Here is a 19,681-nt window from a genome sequence, read left to right as displayed (position 1 = left end):
TCACGCCGCATCCGACAAACAATGCCAAAGCTGGTTACCCAGCCTTAACTGCTTTACCCTTCAACAATTTCCGCACCCATAACCGATTCGGGTTTAACGCCGCCAGCGTACTGGCATCCATCGGAATTGGTTCGTCGCTCATTTGCGCCGCCAGAATTTCGGCGCACAGTGGGGCAGAGCACAAACCACGCGAACCCAAAGCAGCAAGCATAAAGAGATCGGCATAAATCGGCGCGCTGACTGCGTCTTCTTTCTGTTCTGCCAGCGAGGCATATTCCACGAGCGTTGCGTCATAATCGGGGACATTGCCTACCATTGGCAGATGATCGCGAGTGGCGCAACGCACACCGCAACGTGCCTCTTTTTTACTGACATCAACCGTCTTCGCCCATTGTGCGTGTGGGAAACAATCAATCAACCGCTGGCGATTCTGCTGCTGATCGTCTTCACTGTACGCCGTCTCTTCGCTGCCGCGATGATAACTGGCACCAATACAATGGTGCTGATTCGCCGGATTTTGTGGCGTGAGATAACCGTCATAGCACAGCACCTGCTTCAGTTTTGCCAGTTCGGGTGTCGTCGGAATATGGCTGACCTGACCGGCAACCGAATATACTGGCAGAGATGATGTTTGGCTGAAACGGCTGATTTGATGCCCGTTCGCCAGTACCACTACGCTGTGTGTTGCTTGCTGATCTCCTGCAAAATTCAACAACCAACAGTCATCCTTACGGGATAAATCCTGTAACTGATATTGATAATAAATCTGCAAACCCTGCTGTTGCGCCAGTTCCAGCACATTACGGGTCAGTTCTGCTGGGCACAGCCAACCACCTTGTGGATAAGTAATGCCGCTGCAATTTGTCGCAACGCCCGTAATTTGTTCAACCGCATTTGCCTCAACGGCTACAGCCAGTTCTTCGGGTAAATCCATTGACAGCATCTGTGCGATTTTATGCTGGCTTTTCTCATCCCAGCCTAACTGCGTGACGCCGCACCAGTCATGATCAAATTTAACGGGTAATTGGTCGTAAAACCGACGAGCAAAAGTAAACGCATTAGAGAAAAAGCGGTTTAGCGCCTCATCGTGTTTGCTTAATAACGGATACAACGCCCCCTGGCGATTGCCGGAAGCACCCAGCGCGGGGGCTTCATCCGCGCAATAAAGCGTTACTTGCCAGCCGCGCCGTAATAACGCCAGCGACAACAATGCGCTGGCAATACCGCCGCCGATAATCGCAACTTCCCGTTTGCTGCTGCCCGTACGGTTAAACCACGGCGTGGAGCAGGGGAGTGATAATGTCTGTTCCATCACCCCACAAAGCATTTCCCGTTTGCGCCCAAAGCCCTTACGTTTTTGCATCGTGAATCCGGCGTCCTGCAAACCGCGGCGGACAAAACCGGCAGACGTAAATGTCGCCAGCGTGCCGCCCGGACGCGCCAACCTTGCCATGGCGTTAAACAGATTTTGCGTCCACATATCCGGGTTTTTCGCTGGCGCAAAGCCGTCCAGAAACCAGGCATCTACTTTTTGATTTAGCGAATCGTCCAGTTGGCTGGTCAGTTCATTAATATCGCCAAACCATAAATCCAGCGTCACGCGGCCTTCATCGAGTAATAAACGGTGGCAACCGGGCAAGGGCATTGGCCACTGCGCCTGAAGTTGTTCTGCCCACGGAGCCAGTTCCGGCCAGTGTTGATGCGCTAAGGCTAAATCCGCACGGGTGAGGGGAAATTTCTCAAAACTAATGAAATGTAAGCGTTGTAATTGCGCTTGCGGATGCGCTTCGCGAAACTGATCAAATGCCTGCCATAGCGTCAGGAAGTTTAATCCGGTGCCGAAGCCGCTCTCTGCTACCACAAACAGAGGATGTGGATGTTCAGGAAAGCGTGCCTCTAATTGGTTACCTCCCAGAAAAACATAACGCGTCTCTTCCAGCCCGTTATCGTTGGAAAAATAGACATCATCAAAATCTCGGGAAACAGGTGTACCCTCAGCATTAAATTCGAGGTTGGCAGGTTGTATGGAGTAGTGTTTCACGTAAGTTACTCGTCTTACAGGCGGTGGCTCGATCTTAGCGATGTGTGTAAGGCTGCGCAAATTTCTCTATTAATTGGCTGATCGGACTTGTTCGGCGTACAAGTGTACGCTATTGTGCATTCGAAACTTACTCTATGTGCGACTTACAGAGGTATTGAATGAAACGTGCAGTGATTACTGGCCTGGGCATTGTTTCCAGCATCGGTAATAACCAGCAGGAAGTCCTGGCATCTCTGCGTGAAGGACGTTCAGGGATCACTTTCTCTCAGGAGCTGAAGGATTCCGGCATGCGTAGCCACGTCTGGGGCAACGTAAAACTGGATACCACTGGCCTCATTGACCGCAAAGTTGTGCGCTTTATGAGCGACGCATCCATTTATGCATTCCTTTCTATGGAGCAGGCAATCGCTGATGCGGGCCTCTCCCCGGAAGCTTACCAGAATAATCCGCGCGTTGGCCTGATTGCAGGTTCCGGCGGCGGCTCCCCGCGTTTCCAGGTGTTCGGCGCTGACGCAATGCGCGGTCCGCGCGGCCTGAAAGCGGTTGGCCCATATGTGGTCACCAAAGCGATGGCATCCGGCGTTTCTGCCTGCCTCGCCACCCCGTTTAAAATTCATGGCGTTAACTACTCCATCAGCTCCGCGTGTGCGACTTCCGCACACTGTATCGGTAACGCAGTAGAGCAGATCCAACTGGGCAAACAGGACATCGTGTTTGCTGGCGGCGGCGAAGAGCTGTGCTGGGAAATGGCTTGCGAATTCGACGCAATGGGTGCGCTGTCTACTAAATACAACGACACCCCGGAAAAAGCCTCCCGTACTTACGATGCTCACCGTGACGGTTTCGTTATCGCTGGCGGCGGCGGTATGGTGGTGGTTGAAGAGCTGGAACACGCGCTGGCGCGTGGTGCTCATATCTATGCTGAAATCGTTGGCTACGGCGCAACGTCTGATGGCGCAGACATGGTTGCTCCGTCTGGCGAAGGCGCAGTACGCTGCATGAAGATGGCGATGCATGGCGTTGATACCCCAATCGATTACCTGAACTCCCACGGTACTTCGACTCCGGTTGGCGACGTGAAAGAGCTGGCAGCTATCCGTGAAGTGTTCGGCGATAAGAGCCCGGCGATTTCTGCAACCAAAGCCATGACCGGTCACTCTCTGGGCGCTGCTGGCGTACAGGAAGCTATCTACTCTCTGCTGATGCTGGAACACGGCTTTATCGCCCCGAGCATCAACATTGAAGAGCTGGACGAGCAGGCTGCGGGTCTGAACATCGTGACCGAAACGACCGATCGCGAACTGACCACTGTTATGTCTAACAGCTTCGGCTTCGGCGGCACCAACGCCACGCTGGTAATGCGCAAGCTGAAAGATTAATTCGCAGTAGGCCGGAGTAGGTCGGATAAGACGCGCCAGCGTCGCATCCGACGTTACGCGCCAATGCGGCCTCCGGCACTAACGCCAAAGGGAACCTGATGGTTCCCTTTTTCACATCATTGACAATCGCCGCCTGTACCAGGCAAACTTCCCGCTTTGTCGATTTCCTTCTGAAAAGACGTACGCGTTAATTCCTGCCAACGCACCGTAACCCTGAAACCAGAGAGATGAGACGGGGATACTCCTCGCCTTGCGCTGCATTCTGGAGTAATGCATGACTGCTGTAAGCCAAACCGAAACACGATCTTCTGCCAATTTTTCGCTCTTCCGCATCGCTTTTGCGGTTTTTCTCACCTACATGACCGTAGGGTTGCCGTTGCCGGTTATCCCGTTGTTTGTTCATCATGAATTGGGCTATGGCAATACCATGGTCGGCATTGCCGTCGGGATTCAGTTTCTGGCTACGGTGCTGACGCGTGGTTACGCCGGGCGACTGGCCGATCAATATGGCGCAAAACGTTCGGCGCTTCAGGGGATGTTAGCTTGTGGTCTGGCGGGGGGCGCGTTGCTGCTGGCGGCGATTTTGCCCGTCTCCGCACCGTTCAAATTTGCCCTGTTGGTCGTCGGGCGTTTGATTCTTGGGTTTGGTGAAAGCCAGTTACTGACAGGCGCTCTGACCTGGGGATTAGGCATCGTAGGGCCAAAACACTCTGGCAAAGTAATGTCATGGAACGGAATGGCGATTTACGGTGCCCTCGCTGTTGGTGCACCGCTTGGCCTGTTGATTCATAGCCATTACGGTTTTGCCGCACTGGCGCTCACCACAATGGCATTACCCTTACTGGCGTGGGCCTGTAACGGCACAGTGCGCAAAGTACCAGCCCTGGCGGGAGAACGTCCATCTCTGTGGAGCGTTGTCGGGCTTATCTGGAAGCCAGGGTTAGGGCTGGCACTACAAGGCGTTGGTTTTGCGGTTATCGGGACTTTCGTTTCGCTCTACTTTGCCAGCAAAGGATGGGCGATGGCGGGCTTTACTCTTACCGCGTTTGGCGGCGCATTTGTCGTGATGCGCGTCATGTTTGGCTGGATGCCGGATCGTTTTGGCGGCGTGAAAGTGGCGATCGTCTCTCTGCTTGTAGAAACGGTGGGCTTGTTGCTGCTCTGGCAAGCCCCGGGTGCGTGGGTCGCATTAGCGGGCGCGGCGTTAACCGGAGCCGGATGTTCGCTTATCTTTCCTGCGCTGGGCGTGGAGGTGGTTAAACGTGTCCCCTCACAAGTTCGCGGCACCGCACTGGGCGGTTACGCCGCGTTTCAGGATATCGCCCTCGGCGTCTCCGGGCCGCTGGCGGGAATGCTGGCGACCACGTTTGGTTACTCTTCGGTATTTCTTGCCGGGGCGATCTCTGCGGTGCTGGGAATTATTGTCACGATACTGTCATTTCGTCGGGGTTAACGAACCAGCCAGACCAGCATCAGGATAATCGCGACTAACAGTATCCACAGCGCGGGACGCGTTGCCATATTTTGCAACGTGTCCATCATCGGTGGAAAAGGATTAAGCAGCGGTTGCATATCACGCGGATCAATCCCTTTAACCCGCCGTTGATAAAGCTGATTAAGAATATCCTCGGCCTGGGCAGAAGAAAGCGATGATTGCGCAGAAAGGCCATATTTTTGCTGGATATATGCCGATAACGCCGCCAGTTCACTGGCATCTAAAGGTTGTTTTAGCGTCATTTGTAGTGATTCCAGCGTCGGCGTATTTTGCTGGCTTAGCGTCTGACGCGCCTGCAGCCAGGTCACCAGATGGTTAAACAGTTTCGCTGGAATTAACTCGCCATCTTTCACCCCGGAAAGTTCCAGCATCGATTGCCAGATCTGTTTGCTGGGTTCCCCCGTTGCCGCCGCAAGTTTGGTCACCAGCTGTTTGAGCGCATTGTGCTCCGCCGGTAATAAAGGACGATCGGTCGCCTCGCGCTGCTGCGGTTGCGGAATAACCATCTTCCCTTCCTGCAACAGGGTTAGAATGGTTTTTAATTGCTCCGGTGAGAGCTGATTCAGCGGCGTCTGACCAAAGTTTTGACGGATATAATCCGTGACCGCCTGACGATTATTCCCCAGACGTAAATACTCCCCTAATTGCGCTAAAAGCTGGCGGGCAGAATGGCTTTTTTGCGCGGCCAGCAGACGTTGCGCCAGATTATGCTCAGCGGCAGGGAAGTGACGCGAAAGCAGCGGTGAATCTCCCGACAGACCAATATCGTGCCTGATACCCGCCCACAGTTCTGCTCTTTGCTGTTGCGTCAGTGAGGTCACTTTCGTCATTAAGCTTTCCAGCGAAGTACGTTGCTGACTGGATAAAGGCTGATTGCCCGCGCCAGACGCCAGGTTATCTCCCTGACCTGGTGGTTGCCCAGGAGGAGGGCCGGAAATAGGTTGTATCATTACGTATCCTTATACCTGAAATCTTCGCAAGTATGCCTGGCCGCGAGATTATGGCACACTTGTCCGGTTAACTCTCGTCTCATACAGGTAACACAAACGTGAAAATCCTTGTTGATGAAAATATGCCTTATGCCCGCGACTTATTTAGCCGTTTGGGTGAGGTGATCGCGGTTCCCGGGCGTCCAATCCCCGTCGCTCAACTGGCAGACGCGGATGCGCTGATGGTGCGTTCGGTCACGAAAGTGAATGAATCTTTGCTGGCAGGAAAACCCATTAAATTTGTTGGCACTGCCACTGCGGGGACCGACCATGTCGATGAAGCATGGTTAAAGCAGGCGGGAATTGGTTTTTCCGCTGCACCTGGCTGTAATGCGATTGCGGTGGTGGAATATGTTTTCTCCTCCCTGCTGATGCTTGCCGAACGCGATGGATTTTCACTGCACGAGCGTACCGTGGGGATCGTGGGCGTTGGTAACGTTGGTCGGCGTTTACAGGCACGACTGGATGCGTTAGGGATTAAAACCTTACTTTGCGATCCGCCTCGCGCCGACCGTGGGGATGAGGGTGATTTCCGCTCGCTGGATGAGTTAGTTCAGCGCGCGGATATTCTGACTTTCCATACGCCACTCTTCAAAGACGGGCCGTACAAAACGCTGCATCTGGCGGATGAAAAACTGATCCGTAGCCTGAAGCCGGGAGCGATTCTGATTAACGCCTGCCGTGGCGCAGTCGTCGATAATACTGCGTTGCTGACCTGCCTGAATGAAGGCCAGAAGTTAAGCGTAGTGCTGGATGTCTGGGAAGGCGAACCGGAACTTAATGTGGAATTGCTGACAAAAGTGGATATCGGCACGCCGCATATTGCAGGCTATACCCTGGAAGGTAAAGCACGCGGTACTACGCAAGTGTTTGAAGCCTATAGCAAGTTTATTGGGCATGAACAGCACGTTGCGCTGGATACATTACTACCCGCGCCAGAGTTTGGTCGCATTACGCTGCATGGCCCGCTCGATCAACCGACGCTGAAAAGGCTGGTGCATTTGGTGTATGATGTGCGCCGCGATGACGCACCGCTGCGTAAAGTCGCCGGGATACCGGGTGAGTTCGATAAACTGCGCAAAAACTATCTTGAGCGCCGTGAATGGTCATCTCTGTATGTAATTTGTGATGACGCCAGTGCGGCATCATTGCTGTGTAAACTGGGTTTTAACGCCGTTCATCATCCGGCACGTTAATCTCTTCTTCATGCTCTCTGCTGTAACATTGGCAGGGAGCTTTGCTATTTCTGGAGTAAACCACCATGTCTGAAGGCTGGAACATTGCCGTCCTGGGCGCAACTGGCGCTGTGGGCGAAGCCCTGCTTGAAACGCTGGCTGAACGTCAGTTCCCGGTTGGGGAAATTTATGCACTGGCACGTAACGAAAGCGCAGGCGAACAACTGCGCTTTGGTGGTAAGACAATCACCGTGCAGGATGCTGCTGAATTCGACTGGACGCAGGCGCAGCTGGCATTTTTTGTCGCAGGCAAAGAAGCTACCGCTGCCTGGGTTGAAGAAGCGACCAACTCAGGTTGCCTGGTGATCGACAGCAGCGGATTGTTTGCTCTCGAACCCGACGTACCGCTGGTGGTGCCGGAAGTAAACCCGTTTGTACTGACCGATTACCGCAACCGGAATGTCATCGCCGTACCAGACAGTCTGACCAGCCAGCTGCTGGCGGCACTGAAACCGTTAATCGATCAGGGCGGTTTGTCGCGTATCAGTGTTACCAGCCTGATTTCAGCCTCCGCCCAGGGCAAAAAAGCGGTCGATGCGTTAGCGGGGCAGAGTGCGAAATTGCTCAACGGCATTCCGATTGACGAAGAAGATTTCTTCGGGCGTCAGCTGGCGTTCAACATGCTGCCGTTACTGCCGGATAGCGAAGGTAGCGTGCGTGAAGAACGTCGTATCGTTGACGAAGTACGCAAAATCCTGCAGGACGAAGGACTGATGATTTCGGCAAGCGTCGTCCAGGCACCGGTATTCTACGGTCATGCCCAGATGGTCAACTTTGAAGCTCTGCGTCCACTGGCAGCAGAAGAAGCGCGTGATGCGTTTGTTCAAGGGGAAGATATTGTGCTCTCTGAAGAGAACGAATTCCCAACTCAGGTAGGTGATGCTTCGGGTACGCCGCATCTTTCTGTTGGCTGCGTGCGTAATGACTACGGTATGCCGGAGCAAGTCCAGTTCTGGTCGGTGGCCGATAACGTTCGCTTTGGCGGCGCGCTGATGGCAGTAAAAATCGCCGAGAAACTGGTGCAGGAGTATCTGTACTAATGTCCGACCAGCAACAACCGCCAGTTTATAAAATTGCGCTGGGCATTGAGTACGACGGCAGTAAGTATTACGGCTGGCAACGGCAGAATGAAGTCCGCAGTGTGCAGGAGAAGCTGGAAAAGGCGCTCTCCCAGGTGGCGAACGAACCCATCACCGTCTTCTGCGCCGGGCGTACTGACGCAGGGGTACACGGTACCGGGCAGGTTGTGCATTTCGAAACTACCGCGCAGCGCAAAGACGCTGCGTGGACGTTGGGCGTAAATGCGAATTTACCTGGTGACATCGCCGTGCGTTGGGTTAAAGCTGTACCTGATGATTTTCATGCCCGATTTAGCGCCACGGCTCGCCGTTATCGCTACATCATCTACAATCATCGGCTGCGCCCGGCGGTACTGAGTAAAGGGGTAACCCATTTTTACGAACCGCTGGACGCTGAACGGATGCATCGGGCTGCGCAGTGCTTGCTGGGCGAGAATGATTTCACCTCGTTCCGTGCGGTGCAGTGCCAGTCCCGAACCCCGTGGCGCAACGTTATGCATATTAATGTCACGCGTCACGGTCCTTATGTGGTGGTTGATATCAAAGCGAATGCCTTTGTACATCATATGGTCAGGAATATTGTCGGCAGCCTGATGGAAGTCGGTGCCCACAACCAGCCGGAGAGCTGGATAGCAGAGTTGCTGGCGGCAAAGGACAGAACGCTGGCGGCAGCAACGGCAAAAGCGGAAGGGCTGTATCTGGTCGCGGTGGATTACCCTGACCGGTATGATCTTCCAAAACCGCCAATGGGCCCGCTATTTCTGGCGGACTAACGAGAATAATGCTCGGAACATTTCAGGCTGTAGCCAACGTAGTTACAGCCTGAAAGATGACGAGTACAAGGCATAGGCAAATATGGACCTGATTTATTTCCTCATCGATTTTATCCTGCACATTGACGTGCATCTGGCAGAGCTGGTCGCGGAGTACGGCGTCTGGGTTTATGCCATTTTGTTCTTAATTTTGTTCTGTGAAACCGGTCTGGTGGTAACGCCGTTTTTACCGGGTGATTCATTGCTGTTTGTTGCCGGAGCGTTGGCATCACTGGAAACCAACGATCTCAACGTCCATATGATGGTGGTGCTGATGCTGATCGCCGCGATTGTGGGTGACGCGGTCAATTACACTATCGGGCGGTTGTTCGGTGAAAAGTTATTCAGTAATCCCAATTCGAAAATTTTCCGTCGCAGTTATCTCGACAAAACCCATCAGTTTTATGAGAAACATGGCGGCAAAACGATTATTCTCGCCCGTTTTGTGCCGATCGTCAGAACGTTCGCCCCGTTTGTTGCGGGAATGGGCCACATGTCGTACCGTCATTTCGCCGCTTATAACGTGATCGGCGCACTGTTGTGGGTACTGCTTTTTACCTACGCAGGCTATTTCTTCGGTACAATCCCGATGGTTCAGGATAACCTTAAGCTGCTGATCGTCGGGATTATTGTGGTTTCTATTTTGCCGGGCGTCATCGAAATAATCCGTCACAAACGCGCTGCGGCACGCGCCGCAAAATAAAAAGTAACTCCGCGGTTCGACCACTTTTTTATCCAAAGTTTCGGGCTGTTATGTTTTAATGTGCAACATTCATGGTCTGTTGGGGGCAAAAATGGCATTATGCGTCCCCAAAGATAAAACTGGCATCGAACCAGGTTCAGACAGAAAGGTCCCTAATGAGCTGGATTGAACGAATTAAAAGCAACATTACTCCCACCCGCAAGGCGAGCATTCCTGAAGGGGTGTGGACTAAGTGTGATAGCTGCGGTCAGGTTTTATACCGCGCTGAGCTGGAACGTAATCTTGAGGTCTGTCCGAAGTGTGACCATCACATGCGTATGACAGCGCGTAATCGCCTGCATAGCCTGTTAGATGAAGGAAGCCTTGTGGAGCTGGGTAGCGAGCTTGAGCCGAAAGATGTGCTGAAGTTTCGTGACTCCAAGAAGTATAAAGACCGTCTGGCATCTGCGCAGAAAGAAACCGGCGAAAAAGATGCGCTGGTGGTGATGAAAGGCACTCTGTATGGAATGCCGGTTGTCGCTGCGGCATTCGAGTTCGCCTTTATGGGCGGTTCAATGGGGTCTGTTGTGGGTGCACGTTTCGTGCGTGCCGTTGAGCAGGCGCTGGAAGATAACTGCCCGCTGATCTGCTTCTCCGCCTCTGGTGGCGCACGTATGCAGGAAGCACTGATGTCGCTGATGCAGATGGCGAAAACTTCTGCGGCACTGGCAAAAATGCAGGAGCGCGGCTTGCCGTACATCTCCGTGCTGACCGACCCGACGATGGGCGGTGTTTCTGCAAGTTTCGCCATGCTGGGCGATCTCAACATCGCTGAACCGAAAGCGTTAATCGGCTTTGCCGGTCCGCGTGTTATCGAACAGACCGTTCGCGAAAAACTGCCGCCAGGATTCCAGCGCAGTGAATTCCTGATCGAGAAAGGCGCGATCGACATGATCGTCCGTCGTCCGGAAATGCGCCTGAAACTGGCGAGCATTCTGGCGAAGTTGATGAATCTGCCAGCGCCGAATCCTGAAGCGCCGCGTGAAGGCGTAGTGGTACCCCCGGTACCGGATCAGGAACCTGAGGCCTGATAACTGATAAGGGCAGGGCCACTGGCTCTGCCCTTTTGCTATTCTCACCGTAACGAATCAGCGGATACCATGATTATCAAACGCACTCCTCAAGCCGCGTCGCCTCTGGCTTCGTGGCTTTCTTATCTGGAAAACCTGCACAGTAAAACTATCGATCTCGGCCTTGAGCGCGTGAGCCAGGTCGCGGCGCGTCTTGGCGTTCTGAAACCAGCGCCATTTGTGTTTACCGTTGCGGGTACGAATGGCAAAGGCACCACATGCCGTACGCTGGAGTCGATTCTGATGGCGGCAGGGTACAAAGTGGGCGTCTACAGTTCGCCTCATCTGGTGCGTTATACCGAGCGCGTACGTGTGCAGGGTCAGGAATTGCCGGAATCGGCCCACACCGCCTCTTTTGCGGAGATTGAATCGGCACGCGGTGATATTTCCCTGACCTATTTCGAGTACGGTACGCTGTCGGCGTTGTGGCTGTTCAAACAGGCACAACTTGACGTGGTGATTCTGGAAGTAGGGCTGGGCGGTCGTCTGGACGCAACCAATATTGTCGACGCCGATGTCGCGGTAGTAACCAGTATTGCGCTGGATCATACCGACTGGCTGGGGCCAGATCGCGAAAGTATTGGTCGCGAGAAAGCAGGCATCTTCCGCAGCGAAAAACCGGCAATTGTCGGTGAGCCGGAAATGCCTTCTACCATTGCTGATGTGGCGCAGGAAAAAGGTGCACTGTTACAACGTCGGGGCGTTGAGTGGAACTATTCCGTCACCGATCATGACTGGGCGTTTAGCGATGCTCACGGCACGCTGGAAAACCTGCCGTTGCCGCTTGTCCCGCAACCGAATGCCGCAACGGCGCTGGCGGCACTGCGTGCCAGCGGGCTGGAGGTCAGTGAAAATGCCATTCGCGACGGGATTGCCAGCGCAATTTTGCCGGGACGTTTCCAGATTGTGAGCGAGTCACCACGCGTTATTTTTGATGTCGCGCATAATCCACATGCGGCGGAATATCTCACCGGGCGTATGAAAGCGCTACCGAAAAACGGGCGCGTGCTGGCGGTTATCGGTATGCTACATGATAAAGATATTGCCGGAACTCTGGCCTGGTTGAAAAGCGTGGTTGATGACTGGTATTGTGCGCCACTGGAAGGGCCGCGCGGTGCCACGGCAGAACAACTGCTTGAGCATTTGGGTAACGGCAAATCATTTGATAGCGTTGCGCAGGCATGGGATGCCGCAATGGCGGACGCTAAAGCGGAAGACACCGTGCTGGTGTGTGGTTCTTTTCACACGGTCGCACATGTCATGGAAGTGATTGACGCGAGGAGAAGCGGTGGCAAGTAAGTTTCAGAATCGGTTAGTGGGCACGATCGTGCTGGTGGCGCTGGGGGTGATTGTACTTCCAGGGCTGCTGGACGGGCAGAAAAAACATTATCAGGATGAGTTTGCGGCTATCCCGCTGGTTCCAAAAGCGGGCGATCGCGATGAGCCTGATATGATGCCAGCCGCCACCCAGGCGTTGCCGACGCAGCCGCCGGAAGGCGCAGCGGAAGAGGTGCGGGCAGGTGATGCCGCAGCACCGTCGCTCGATCCGGCCACTATTGCAGCCAATAACACCGAGTTTGAACCGGAACCTGCACCGGTCGCCCCACCGAAGCCGAAACCGGTGGAGCCGCCTAAACCAAAGGTTGAAGCACCACCTGCGCCGAAGCCAGAACCGAAGCCGGTCGTGGAAGAAAAAGCTGCACCGACGGGTAAAGCCTATGTTGTGCAACTGGGTGCGCTGAAAAATGCCGATAAAGTGAATGAAATTGTCGGTAAGCTGCGCGGTGCCGGTTATCGGGTTTATACGTCGCCATCCACGCCAGTGCAGGGTAAAATTACCCGTATTCTGGTTGGGCCGGATGCCTCGAAAGATAAGCTGAAAGGTTCGCTGGGTGAGTTGAAGCAACTTTCTGGCTTAAGTGGCGTGGTAATGGGCTATACGCCGAATTAATACGGTCTTGCCTGATGCGACGCTGGCGCGTCTTATCAGGCCTACGCAGGGGTAGAACCGTAGGTCGGATAAGGCGTTCACGCCGCATCCGACAGCCGTTGCCTGATGCGACGCTGGCGCGTCTTATCAGGCCTACGCAGGGGTAGAACCGTAGGTCGGATAAGGCATTCACGCCGCATCCGACAGCCGTTGCCTGATGCGACGCTGGCGCGTCTTATCAGGCCTACGCAGGGGGAGAACCGTAGGTCGGATAAGGCGTTTACGCCGCATCCGACAGCCGTTGCCTGATGCGACGCTGGCGCGTCTTATCAGGCCTACGCAGGGGTAGAGCCGTAGGTCGGATAAGGCGTTCACGCCGCATCCGACAGCCGTTGCCTGATGCGACGCTGGCGCGTCTTATCAGGCCTGCGCAGGGGTAGAGCCGTAGATCGGATAAGGCGTTTACGCCGCATCCGACACGCATTGTCCGATGCCGCAAAGGCATAAAAAGTCGATGGCGTTGAATATTTTTTCAGCGCCATTTTTATTGATGCGCGGGAAGGAAATCCCTACGCAAACGTTTTCTTTTTCTGTTAGAATGCGCCCCGAACAGGATGACAGGGCGTAAAATCGTGGGACACATATGGTCTGGATTGATTACGCCATAATCGCGGTGATTGCTTTTTCCTCTCTGGTTAGCCTGATCCGCGGCTTTGTTCGTGAAGCGTTATCGCTGGTGACATGGGGTTGTGCTTTCTTTGTTGCCAGTCATTACTACACTTACCTGTCAGTCTGGTTTACGGGCTTTGAAGACGAACTGGTTCGAAATGGGATTGCCATCGCGGTACTGTTTATCGCTACCCTGATCGTTGGTGCTATCGTGAACTTCGTGATAGGCCAGCTGGTGGAGAAAACGGGGTTGTCAGGCACCGATCGGGTGCTGGGCGTCTGTTTCGGTGCGTTGCGCGGTGTGTTGATTGTTGCTGCCATTCTCTTCTTTCTCGACTCCTTTACCGGGGTGTCGAAAAGCGAAGACTGGAGCAAATCACAGCTGATCCCGCAGTTCAGTTTTATCATCAGATGGTTTTTTGATTATCTGCAAAGCTCGTCAAGTTTCTTGCCCAGAGCGTAAGTGCTCTGAGATGTGGCTTAACGAGGAAAAAGACGTATGTGCGGTATTGTCGGTATCGCCGGTGTTATGCCGGTTAACCAGTCGATTTATGATGCCTTAACGGTGCTTCAGCATCGCGGTCAGGATGCCGCCGGCATCATCACCATAGATGCCAATAACTGCTTCCGTTTGCGTAAAGCGAACGGGCTGGTGAGCGATGTATTTGAAGCTCGCCATATGCAGCGTTTGCAGGGCAATATGGGCATTGGTCATGTGCGTTACCCCACGGCTGGCAGCTCCAGCGCCTCTGAAGCGCAGCCGTTTTACGTTAACTCCCCGTATGGCATTACGCTTGCCCACAACGGCAATCTGACCAACGCTCACGAGTTGCGTAAAAAACTGTTTGAAGAAAAACGCCGCCACATCAACACCACTTCCGACTCGGAAATTCTGCTTAATATCTTCGCCAGCGAGCTGGACAACTTCCGCCACTACCCGCTGGAAGCCGACAACATTTTCGCCGCCATCGCTGCTACAAACCGCTTAATCCGCGGCGCGTATGCCTGTGTGGCGATGATTATCGGCCACGGTATGGTTGCTTTCCGCGATCCAAACGGTATTCGTCCGCTGGTACTGGGAAAACGTGATATTGACGAGAACCGCACAGAATATATGGTCGCTTCCGAAAGCGTAGCGCTCGATACGCTGGGCTTTGATTTCCTGCGTGACGTCGCGCCGGGCGAAGCGATTTACATCACTGAAGAAGGGCAGTTGTTTACCCGTCAATGTGCTGACAATCCGGTCAGCAATCCGTGCCTGTTTGAGTATGTATACTTTGCTCGCCCGGACTCGTTCATCGACAAAATTTCCGTTTACAGCGCGCGTGTGAATATGGGCACGAAACTGGGCGAGAAAATTGCCCGCGAATGGGAAGATCTGGATATCGACGTAGTGATCCCGATTCCGGAAACCTCGTGTGATATCGCGCTGGAAATTGCGCGTATTCTGGGCAAACCGTACCGCCAGGGCTTCGTTAAAAACCGCTATGTTGGCCGCACCTTCATCATGCCGGGCCAGCAGCTGCGTCGTAAGTCCGTGCGCCGTAAACTGAATGCCAACCGCGCCGAGTTCCGCGATAAAAACGTCCTGCTGGTCGACGACTCCATCGTCCGTGGCACCACTTCTGAGCAGATTATCGAGATGGCACGCGAAGCCGGAGCGAAGAAAGTGTACCTCGCTTCTGCGGCACCGGAAATTCGCTTCCCGAACGTTTACGGTATTGATATGCCGAGCGCCACGGAGCTTATCGCCCACGGTCGCGAAGTAGATGAAATTCGCCAGATCATCGGTGCTGACGGGTTGATTTTCCAGGATCTGAACGATCTGATCGACGCCGTTCGCGCTGAAAATCCGGATATCCAGCAGTTTGAATGCTCGGTGTTCAACGGCGTCTACGTCACCAAAGATGTTGATCAGGGCTACCTCGATTTCCTCGATACTTTACGTAATGACGACGCCAAAGCAGTGCAACGTCAGAACGAAGTGGAAAATCTCGAAATGCATAACGAAGGATGATGCCTTCGCTCAGGGTGCCGGTCTGGCACCCTGACTTGCAACTCCCGCCGAAATCCTGCAAAGTCTGCCTGCAAGTCTGACAGGGCAACTATTTATGAAACGACTCATTGTAGGCATCAGCGGTGCCAGCGGCGCGATTTATGGCGTGCGTTTATTACAGGTTCTGCGCGATGTCACAGATATCGAAACGCATCTGGTGATGAGCCAGGCGGCGCGCCAGACCTTATCCCTCGAAACGGATTTTTCCCTGCGCGAAGTGCAGGCATTAGCTGATGTCACGCATGATGCGCGCGATATTGCCGCCAGCATCTCTTCCGGTTCTTTCCAGACACTGGGGATGGTGATTTTACCCTGTTCAATCAAAACCCTGTCCGGCATTGTCCATAGCTATACTGATGGCTTACTGACCCGTGCGGCAGATGTGGTGCTGAAAGAGCGTCGCCCGTTGGTGCTCTGCGTGCGTGAAACACCATTGCACTTAGGTCATCTGCGTTTAATGACTCAGGCAGCAGAAATCGGTGCGGTGATTATGCCTCCCGTTCCGGCGTTTTATCATCGCCCGCAATCCCTTGATGATGTGATAAATCAGACGGTTAATCGTGTTCTTGACCAGTTTGCAATAACCCTTCCTGAAGATCTCTTTGCCCGCTGGCAGGGCGCATAACTCCGCTGTTGCCCTGTTTCAGGGCAATTTTGCAACCGCGATCAAATCCTCGACATTTTGTTTCTGCCATTCAATCGAAACGCTGCGATTCAACCGCTATACCTGCTATCTTCAACTTCAGGACAATAATGCAACGTCTTATTAACACATTTAACGTTGAATGTTACTGTTGTCGTCAAGATGGCATAAGACCTGCATGAAAGAGCCTGCAAACACACAACACACAACACACAACACAATACACAACATAAAAAAGCCATTTTCACTTGAGGGTTATGTATGAAGAAGTCGATTCTCGCTCTGTCTTTGTTAGTCGGTCTCTCCGCAGCGGCTTCCAGCTATGCGGCGCTACCGGAGACGGTACGTATCGGAACCGATACCACCTATGCGCCGTTCTCGTCGAAAGATGCTAAAGGTGATTTTGTTGGCTTTGATATCGATCTCGGTAACGAGATGTGCAAACGGATGCAGGTGAAATGTACCTGGGTTGCCAGTGACTTTGACGCGCTGATCCCCTCACTGAAAGCGAAAAAAATCGACGCCATTATTTCGTCGCTCTCCATTACCGATAAACGTCAGCAGGAGATTGCTTTCTCCGACAAGTTGTACGCCGCAGATTCTCGTTTGATTGCCGCCAAAGGTTCGCCGATTCAGCCAACGCTGGATTCACTGAAAGGTAAACATGTTGGTGTGCTGCAGGGATCAACCCAGGAAGCTTACGCTAACGAGACCTGGCGTAGCAAAGGTGTGGATGTGGTGGCCTATGCCAACCAGGATTTGGTCTATTCCGATCTGGCTGCAGGACGTCTGGATGCGGCATTACAGGATGAAGTCGCCGCCAGCGAAGGATTCCTCAAGCAACCTGCTGGTAAAGACTTCGCCTTTGCTGGCTCATCAGTGAAAGACAAAAAATACTTCGGTGATGGCACCGGTGTAGGGCTACGTAAAGATGATGCTGAACTGACGGCTGCCTTCAATAAGGCGCTTGGCGAGCTGCGTCAGGACGGCACCTACGACAAGATGGCGAAAAAGTATTTTGACTTTAATGTCTACGGTGACTGATACGTCGCTGGGAAGCTGTACCTGATGGAATGATCATCATGGTGCACGCCAGGTTTGTTGCACTATCGTGGTGCATTGAAATGCATACTTAAGCATTTTTAATGAAAAATAATACGTCTAACGGGGCGGGATATTTTGCCTTGATGGTCAATTTTATGGCACGATAAGTGTAACAAACCTGTAAATATTCCCTATAAAAAGACTGTCAGTTGAGGACATTATGAAAAAACTGGTGCTATCGCTCTCTCTGGTTCTGGCCTTCTCCAGCGCAACTGCGGCATTTGCTGCGATTCCGCAAAACATCCGCATCGGTACCGACCCGACCTATGCGCCATTTGAATCAAAAAATTCACAAGGCGAACTGGTTGGCTTCGATATCGATCTGGCAAAGGAATTATGCAAACGCATCAATACGCAATGTACGTTTGTCGAAAATCCGCTGGATGCGTTAATCCCGTCCTTAAAAGCGAAGAAGATTGACGCCATCATGTCATCGCTTTCCATTACGGAAAAACGTCAGCAAGAAATAGCCTTCACCGACAAACTGTACGCTGCCGATTCTCGTTTGGTGGTGGCGAAAAATTCTGACATTCAGCCGACAGTCGAGTCGCTGAAAGGCAAACGGGTAGGCGTATTGCAGGGCACCACCCAGGAGACGTTCGGTAATGAACATTGGGCACCAAAAGGCATTGAAATCGTCTCGTATCAGGGGCAGGACAACATTTATTCTGACCTGACTGCCGGACGTATTGATGCCGCGTTCCAGGATGAGGTCGCTGCCAGCGAAGGTTTCCTCAAACAACCTGTCGGTAAAGATTACAAATTCGGTGGCCCGTCTGTTAAAGATGAAAAACTGTTTGGCGTAGGGACCGGCATGGGCCTGCGTAAAGAAGATAACGAACTGCGCGAGGCACTGAACAAAGCCTTTGCAGAAATGCGCGCTGACGGTACTTACGAGAAATTAGCGAAAAAGTACTTCGATTTTGATGTTTATGGCGGTTAATCGCCATCGGTGAAAGAAAGCCAGCTCCCTTCGGGTAACCGGAGGGAGACAAGAGGCGGTAATTCACCACACACGACAGGACAGGCAGCATGTTGTATGGGTTTTCAGGTGTTATTTTACAGGGGGCGCTCGTCACGTTGGAGCTGGCTATCAGCTCTGTAGTGCTCGCTGTAATCATCGGTTTAATTGGCGCTGGCGGTAAGCTCTCGCAAAATCGGCTTTCGGGGCTGATTTTCGAAGGGTACACCACGCTGATTCGTGGCGTGCCGGACTTAGTGTTGATGCTGCTGATTTTCTACGGTTTGCAGATTGCACTAAACACGGTGACGGAGGCGATGGGCGTCGGGCAGATTGATATCGATCCGATGGTCGCTGGTATTATTACTCTCGGTTTTATCTACGGTGCTTATTTTACCGAAACGTTCCGTGGTGCTTTTATGGCAGTGCCGAAAGGACATATAGAGGCGGCGACGGCGTTTGGTTTTACTCGTGGGCAAGTGTTTCGGCGGATCATGTTTCCGGCGATGATGCGTTACGCCCTGCCAGGCATTGGAAACAACTGGCAGGTGATCCTCAAATCTACCGCACTGGTTTCGTTACTCGGCCTGGAAGATGTGGTCAAAGCCACGCAGCTGGCAGGCAAAAGTACCTGGGAACCGTTCTATTTCGCTATCGTTTGTGGCGTGATTTACCTGGTTTTCACCACCGTTTCCAATGGTGTGCTGCTGTTCCTTGAGCGCCGCTACTCCGTGGGTGTGAAGAGGGCTGACCTGTGATCGAAATCTTACATGAATACTGGAAACCGCTGCTGTGGACCGACGGTTATCGCTTTACCGGCGTGGCGATCACTCTGTGGCTGCTTATTTTGTCGGTAGTGATAGGCGGAGTTCTGGCGCTGTTTCTGGCGATTGGTCGTGTCTCCAGTAATAAATACATCCAGTTTCCAATCTGGTTATTTACCTATATTTTTCGCGGTACGCCGCTGTATGTTCAGTTGCTGGTGTTCTATTCCGGTATGTATACGCTGGAGATTGTTAAGGGGACCGAGTTTCTTAACGCCTTTTTCCGCAGTGGCCTGAACTGTACCGTGCTGGCGCTGACGCTTAACACCTGCGCTTACACTACCGAGATTTTTGCTGGGGCAATCCGTTCGGTTCCGCATGGGGAAATTGAAGCCGCCAGAGCCTATGGCTTCTCGACTTTTAAAATGTATCGCTGCATTATTTTGCCTTCTGCGCTGCGTATTGCGTTACCGGCATACAGCAACGAAGTGATCCTGATGCTGCATTCTACTGCGCTGGCGTTTACGGCCACTGTGCCGGATCTGCTGAAAATAGCCCGCGATATTAACGCCGCCACGTATCAACCTTTTACCGCCTTCGGCATTGCCGCGGTGCTCTATTTAATCATCTCTTATGTCCTGATCAGCCTCTTTCGCAGAGCGGAAAAACGCTGGTTGCAGCATGTGAAACCGTCTTCAACGCACTGAGAATA

18 protein-coding genes are annotated in these 19,681 nt (G+C 53.0%); 16 read left to right on the top strand and 2 right to left on the bottom strand.

The genetic code is table 11. The features are described from left to right. Window positions 1-34: 34 nt before the first annotated feature. A complete protein-coding gene (mnmC, locus tag OQV04_RS03255; RefSeq protein ID WP_032281287.1) occupies window positions 35-2,041 on the bottom strand; it encodes a bifunctional tRNA (5-methylaminomethyl-2-thiouridine)(34)-methyltransferase MnmD/FAD-dependent 5-carboxymethylaminomethyl-2-thiouridine(34) oxidoreductase MnmC in 2,007 nt (668 codons plus the stop codon). A 158-nt stretch (window positions 2,042-2,199) separates the two neighbouring features. Here mnmC and fabB point away from each other — a divergent pair, with 158 nt between their 5' ends. Further along, entirely contained in the window at window positions 2,200-3,420 is a 1,221-nt protein-coding gene (fabB, locus tag OQV04_RS03250; protein WP_000817178.1) for a beta-ketoacyl-ACP synthase I, read from the top strand. A gap of 274 nt (window positions 3,421-3,694) precedes the next feature. Then, window positions 3,695-4,873, top strand: coding sequence for an arabinose transporter (locus OQV04_RS03245; RefSeq protein WP_000127789.1), 1,179 nt, complete (start codon window positions 3,695-3,697; stop codon window positions 4,871-4,873). Here OQV04_RS03245 and flk read toward each other — a convergent pair. Beyond that, window positions 4,870-5,865 (bottom strand): flagella biosynthesis regulator Flk, encoded by a 996-nt coding sequence (gene flk / locus OQV04_RS03240; RefSeq protein ID WP_032281285.1) that lies wholly within the window; start codon window positions 5,863-5,865, stop codon window positions 4,870-4,872. The two genes, OQV04_RS03245 and flk, sit on opposite strands and share 4 nt — an antisense overlap. A gap of 98 nt (window positions 5,866-5,963) precedes the next feature. On the opposite strand from flk, the gene pdxB reads away from it, so the two are divergent. The 14 genes from pdxB (at window position 5,964) to OQV04_RS03170 (ending at window position 19,676) form a co-directional block, all read left to right on the top strand. Beyond that, window positions 5,964-7,100, top strand: coding sequence for a 4-phosphoerythronate dehydrogenase PdxB (gene pdxB, locus OQV04_RS03235; RefSeq protein WP_032281284.1), 1,137 nt, complete (start codon window positions 5,964-5,966; stop codon window positions 7,098-7,100). A gap of 65 nt (window positions 7,101-7,165) precedes the next feature. Further along, window positions 7,166-8,179 (top strand): aspartate-semialdehyde dehydrogenase, encoded by a 1,014-nt coding sequence (locus tag OQV04_RS03230; protein ID WP_001289167.1) that lies wholly within the window; start codon window positions 7,166-7,168, stop codon window positions 8,177-8,179. Next, on the top strand, window positions 8,179-8,991 hold the full coding sequence (gene truA / locus OQV04_RS03225) for a tRNA pseudouridine(38-40) synthase TruA (RefSeq protein ID WP_001283590.1): 813 nt from the start codon (window positions 8,179-8,181) through the stop codon (window positions 8,989-8,991). Before OQV04_RS03230 ends, truA begins: the two co-directional genes overlap by 1 nt. Before the next feature lie 82 nt (window positions 8,992-9,073). Continuing rightward, the gene (locus OQV04_RS03220; RefSeq protein ID WP_000364335.1) at window positions 9,074-9,733 is read left to right on the top strand and encodes a DedA family protein; all 660 of its coding nucleotides are present in this window, start codon (window positions 9,074-9,076) and stop codon (window positions 9,731-9,733) included. Between the two features lie 155 nt (window positions 9,734-9,888). Beyond that, a complete protein-coding gene (accD, locus tag OQV04_RS03215) occupies window positions 9,889-10,803 on the top strand; it encodes an acetyl-CoA carboxylase, carboxyltransferase subunit beta (RefSeq protein ID WP_000118404.1) in 915 nt (304 codons plus the stop codon). Window positions 10,804-10,872: 69 nt separating this feature from the next. Next, the gene (gene folC, locus OQV04_RS03210; RefSeq protein ID WP_000584575.1) at window positions 10,873-12,141 is read left to right on the top strand and encodes a bifunctional tetrahydrofolate synthase/dihydrofolate synthase; all 1,269 of its coding nucleotides are present in this window, start codon (window positions 10,873-10,875) and stop codon (window positions 12,139-12,141) included. Next, window positions 12,131-12,793 (top strand): cell division protein DedD, encoded by a 663-nt coding sequence (dedD, locus tag OQV04_RS03205; RefSeq protein ID WP_000146992.1) that lies wholly within the window; start codon window positions 12,131-12,133, stop codon window positions 12,791-12,793. Before folC ends, dedD begins: the two co-directional genes overlap by 11 nt. A 622-nt stretch (window positions 12,794-13,415) precedes the next feature. Continuing rightward, entirely contained in the window at window positions 13,416-13,904 is a 489-nt protein-coding gene (gene cvpA, locus OQV04_RS03200; RefSeq protein ID WP_000262113.1) for a colicin V production protein, read from the top strand. Between the two features lie 36 nt (window positions 13,905-13,940). Then, the gene (gene purF / locus OQV04_RS03195; RefSeq protein WP_000334220.1) at window positions 13,941-15,458 is read left to right on the top strand and encodes an amidophosphoribosyltransferase; all 1,518 of its coding nucleotides are present in this window, start codon (window positions 13,941-13,943) and stop codon (window positions 15,456-15,458) included. Window positions 15,459-15,552: 94 nt separating this feature from the next. Continuing rightward, window positions 15,553-16,122, top strand: coding sequence for a flavin prenyltransferase UbiX (gene ubiX / locus OQV04_RS03190; protein ID WP_000825700.1), 570 nt, complete (start codon window positions 15,553-15,555; stop codon window positions 16,120-16,122). A gap of 279 nt (window positions 16,123-16,401) precedes the next feature. Continuing rightward, window positions 16,402-17,184 carry a lysine/arginine/ornithine ABC transporter substrate-binding protein ArgT gene (gene argT, locus OQV04_RS03185; RefSeq protein WP_000748261.1) on the top strand — a complete coding sequence of 261 codons (783 nt, stop codon included), beginning with the start codon at window positions 16,402-16,404 and terminating at the stop codon, window positions 17,182-17,184. Between the two features lie 220 nt (window positions 17,185-17,404). After that, window positions 17,405-18,187 carry a histidine ABC transporter substrate-binding protein HisJ gene (hisJ, locus tag OQV04_RS03180; protein ID WP_000737621.1) on the top strand — a complete coding sequence of 261 codons (783 nt, stop codon included), beginning with the start codon at window positions 17,405-17,407 and terminating at the stop codon, window positions 18,185-18,187. 89 nt (window positions 18,188-18,276) lie between these two features. Next, window positions 18,277-18,963 carry a histidine ABC transporter permease HisQ gene (gene hisQ / locus OQV04_RS03175; protein WP_000965518.1) on the top strand — a complete coding sequence of 229 codons (687 nt, stop codon included), beginning with the start codon at window positions 18,277-18,279 and terminating at the stop codon, window positions 18,961-18,963. After that, complete coding sequence (locus tag OQV04_RS03170) at window positions 18,960-19,676, top strand: ABC transporter permease (protein WP_000569958.1); 717 nt, start codon at window positions 18,960-18,962, stop codon at window positions 19,674-19,676. The genes hisQ and OQV04_RS03170 overlap by 4 nt, the downstream gene beginning before the upstream one ends. Window positions 19,677-19,681: the final 5 nt, after the last annotated feature.

Source organism: Escherichia sp. Lx600-2, assembly GCF_036662595.1.
In the GTDB taxonomy this organism is placed as follows: Bacteria; Pseudomonadota; Gammaproteobacteria; order Enterobacterales; family Enterobacteriaceae; genus Escherichia; species Escherichia coli.
This window is presented reverse-complemented; position numbering and strand designations above follow the sequence as displayed.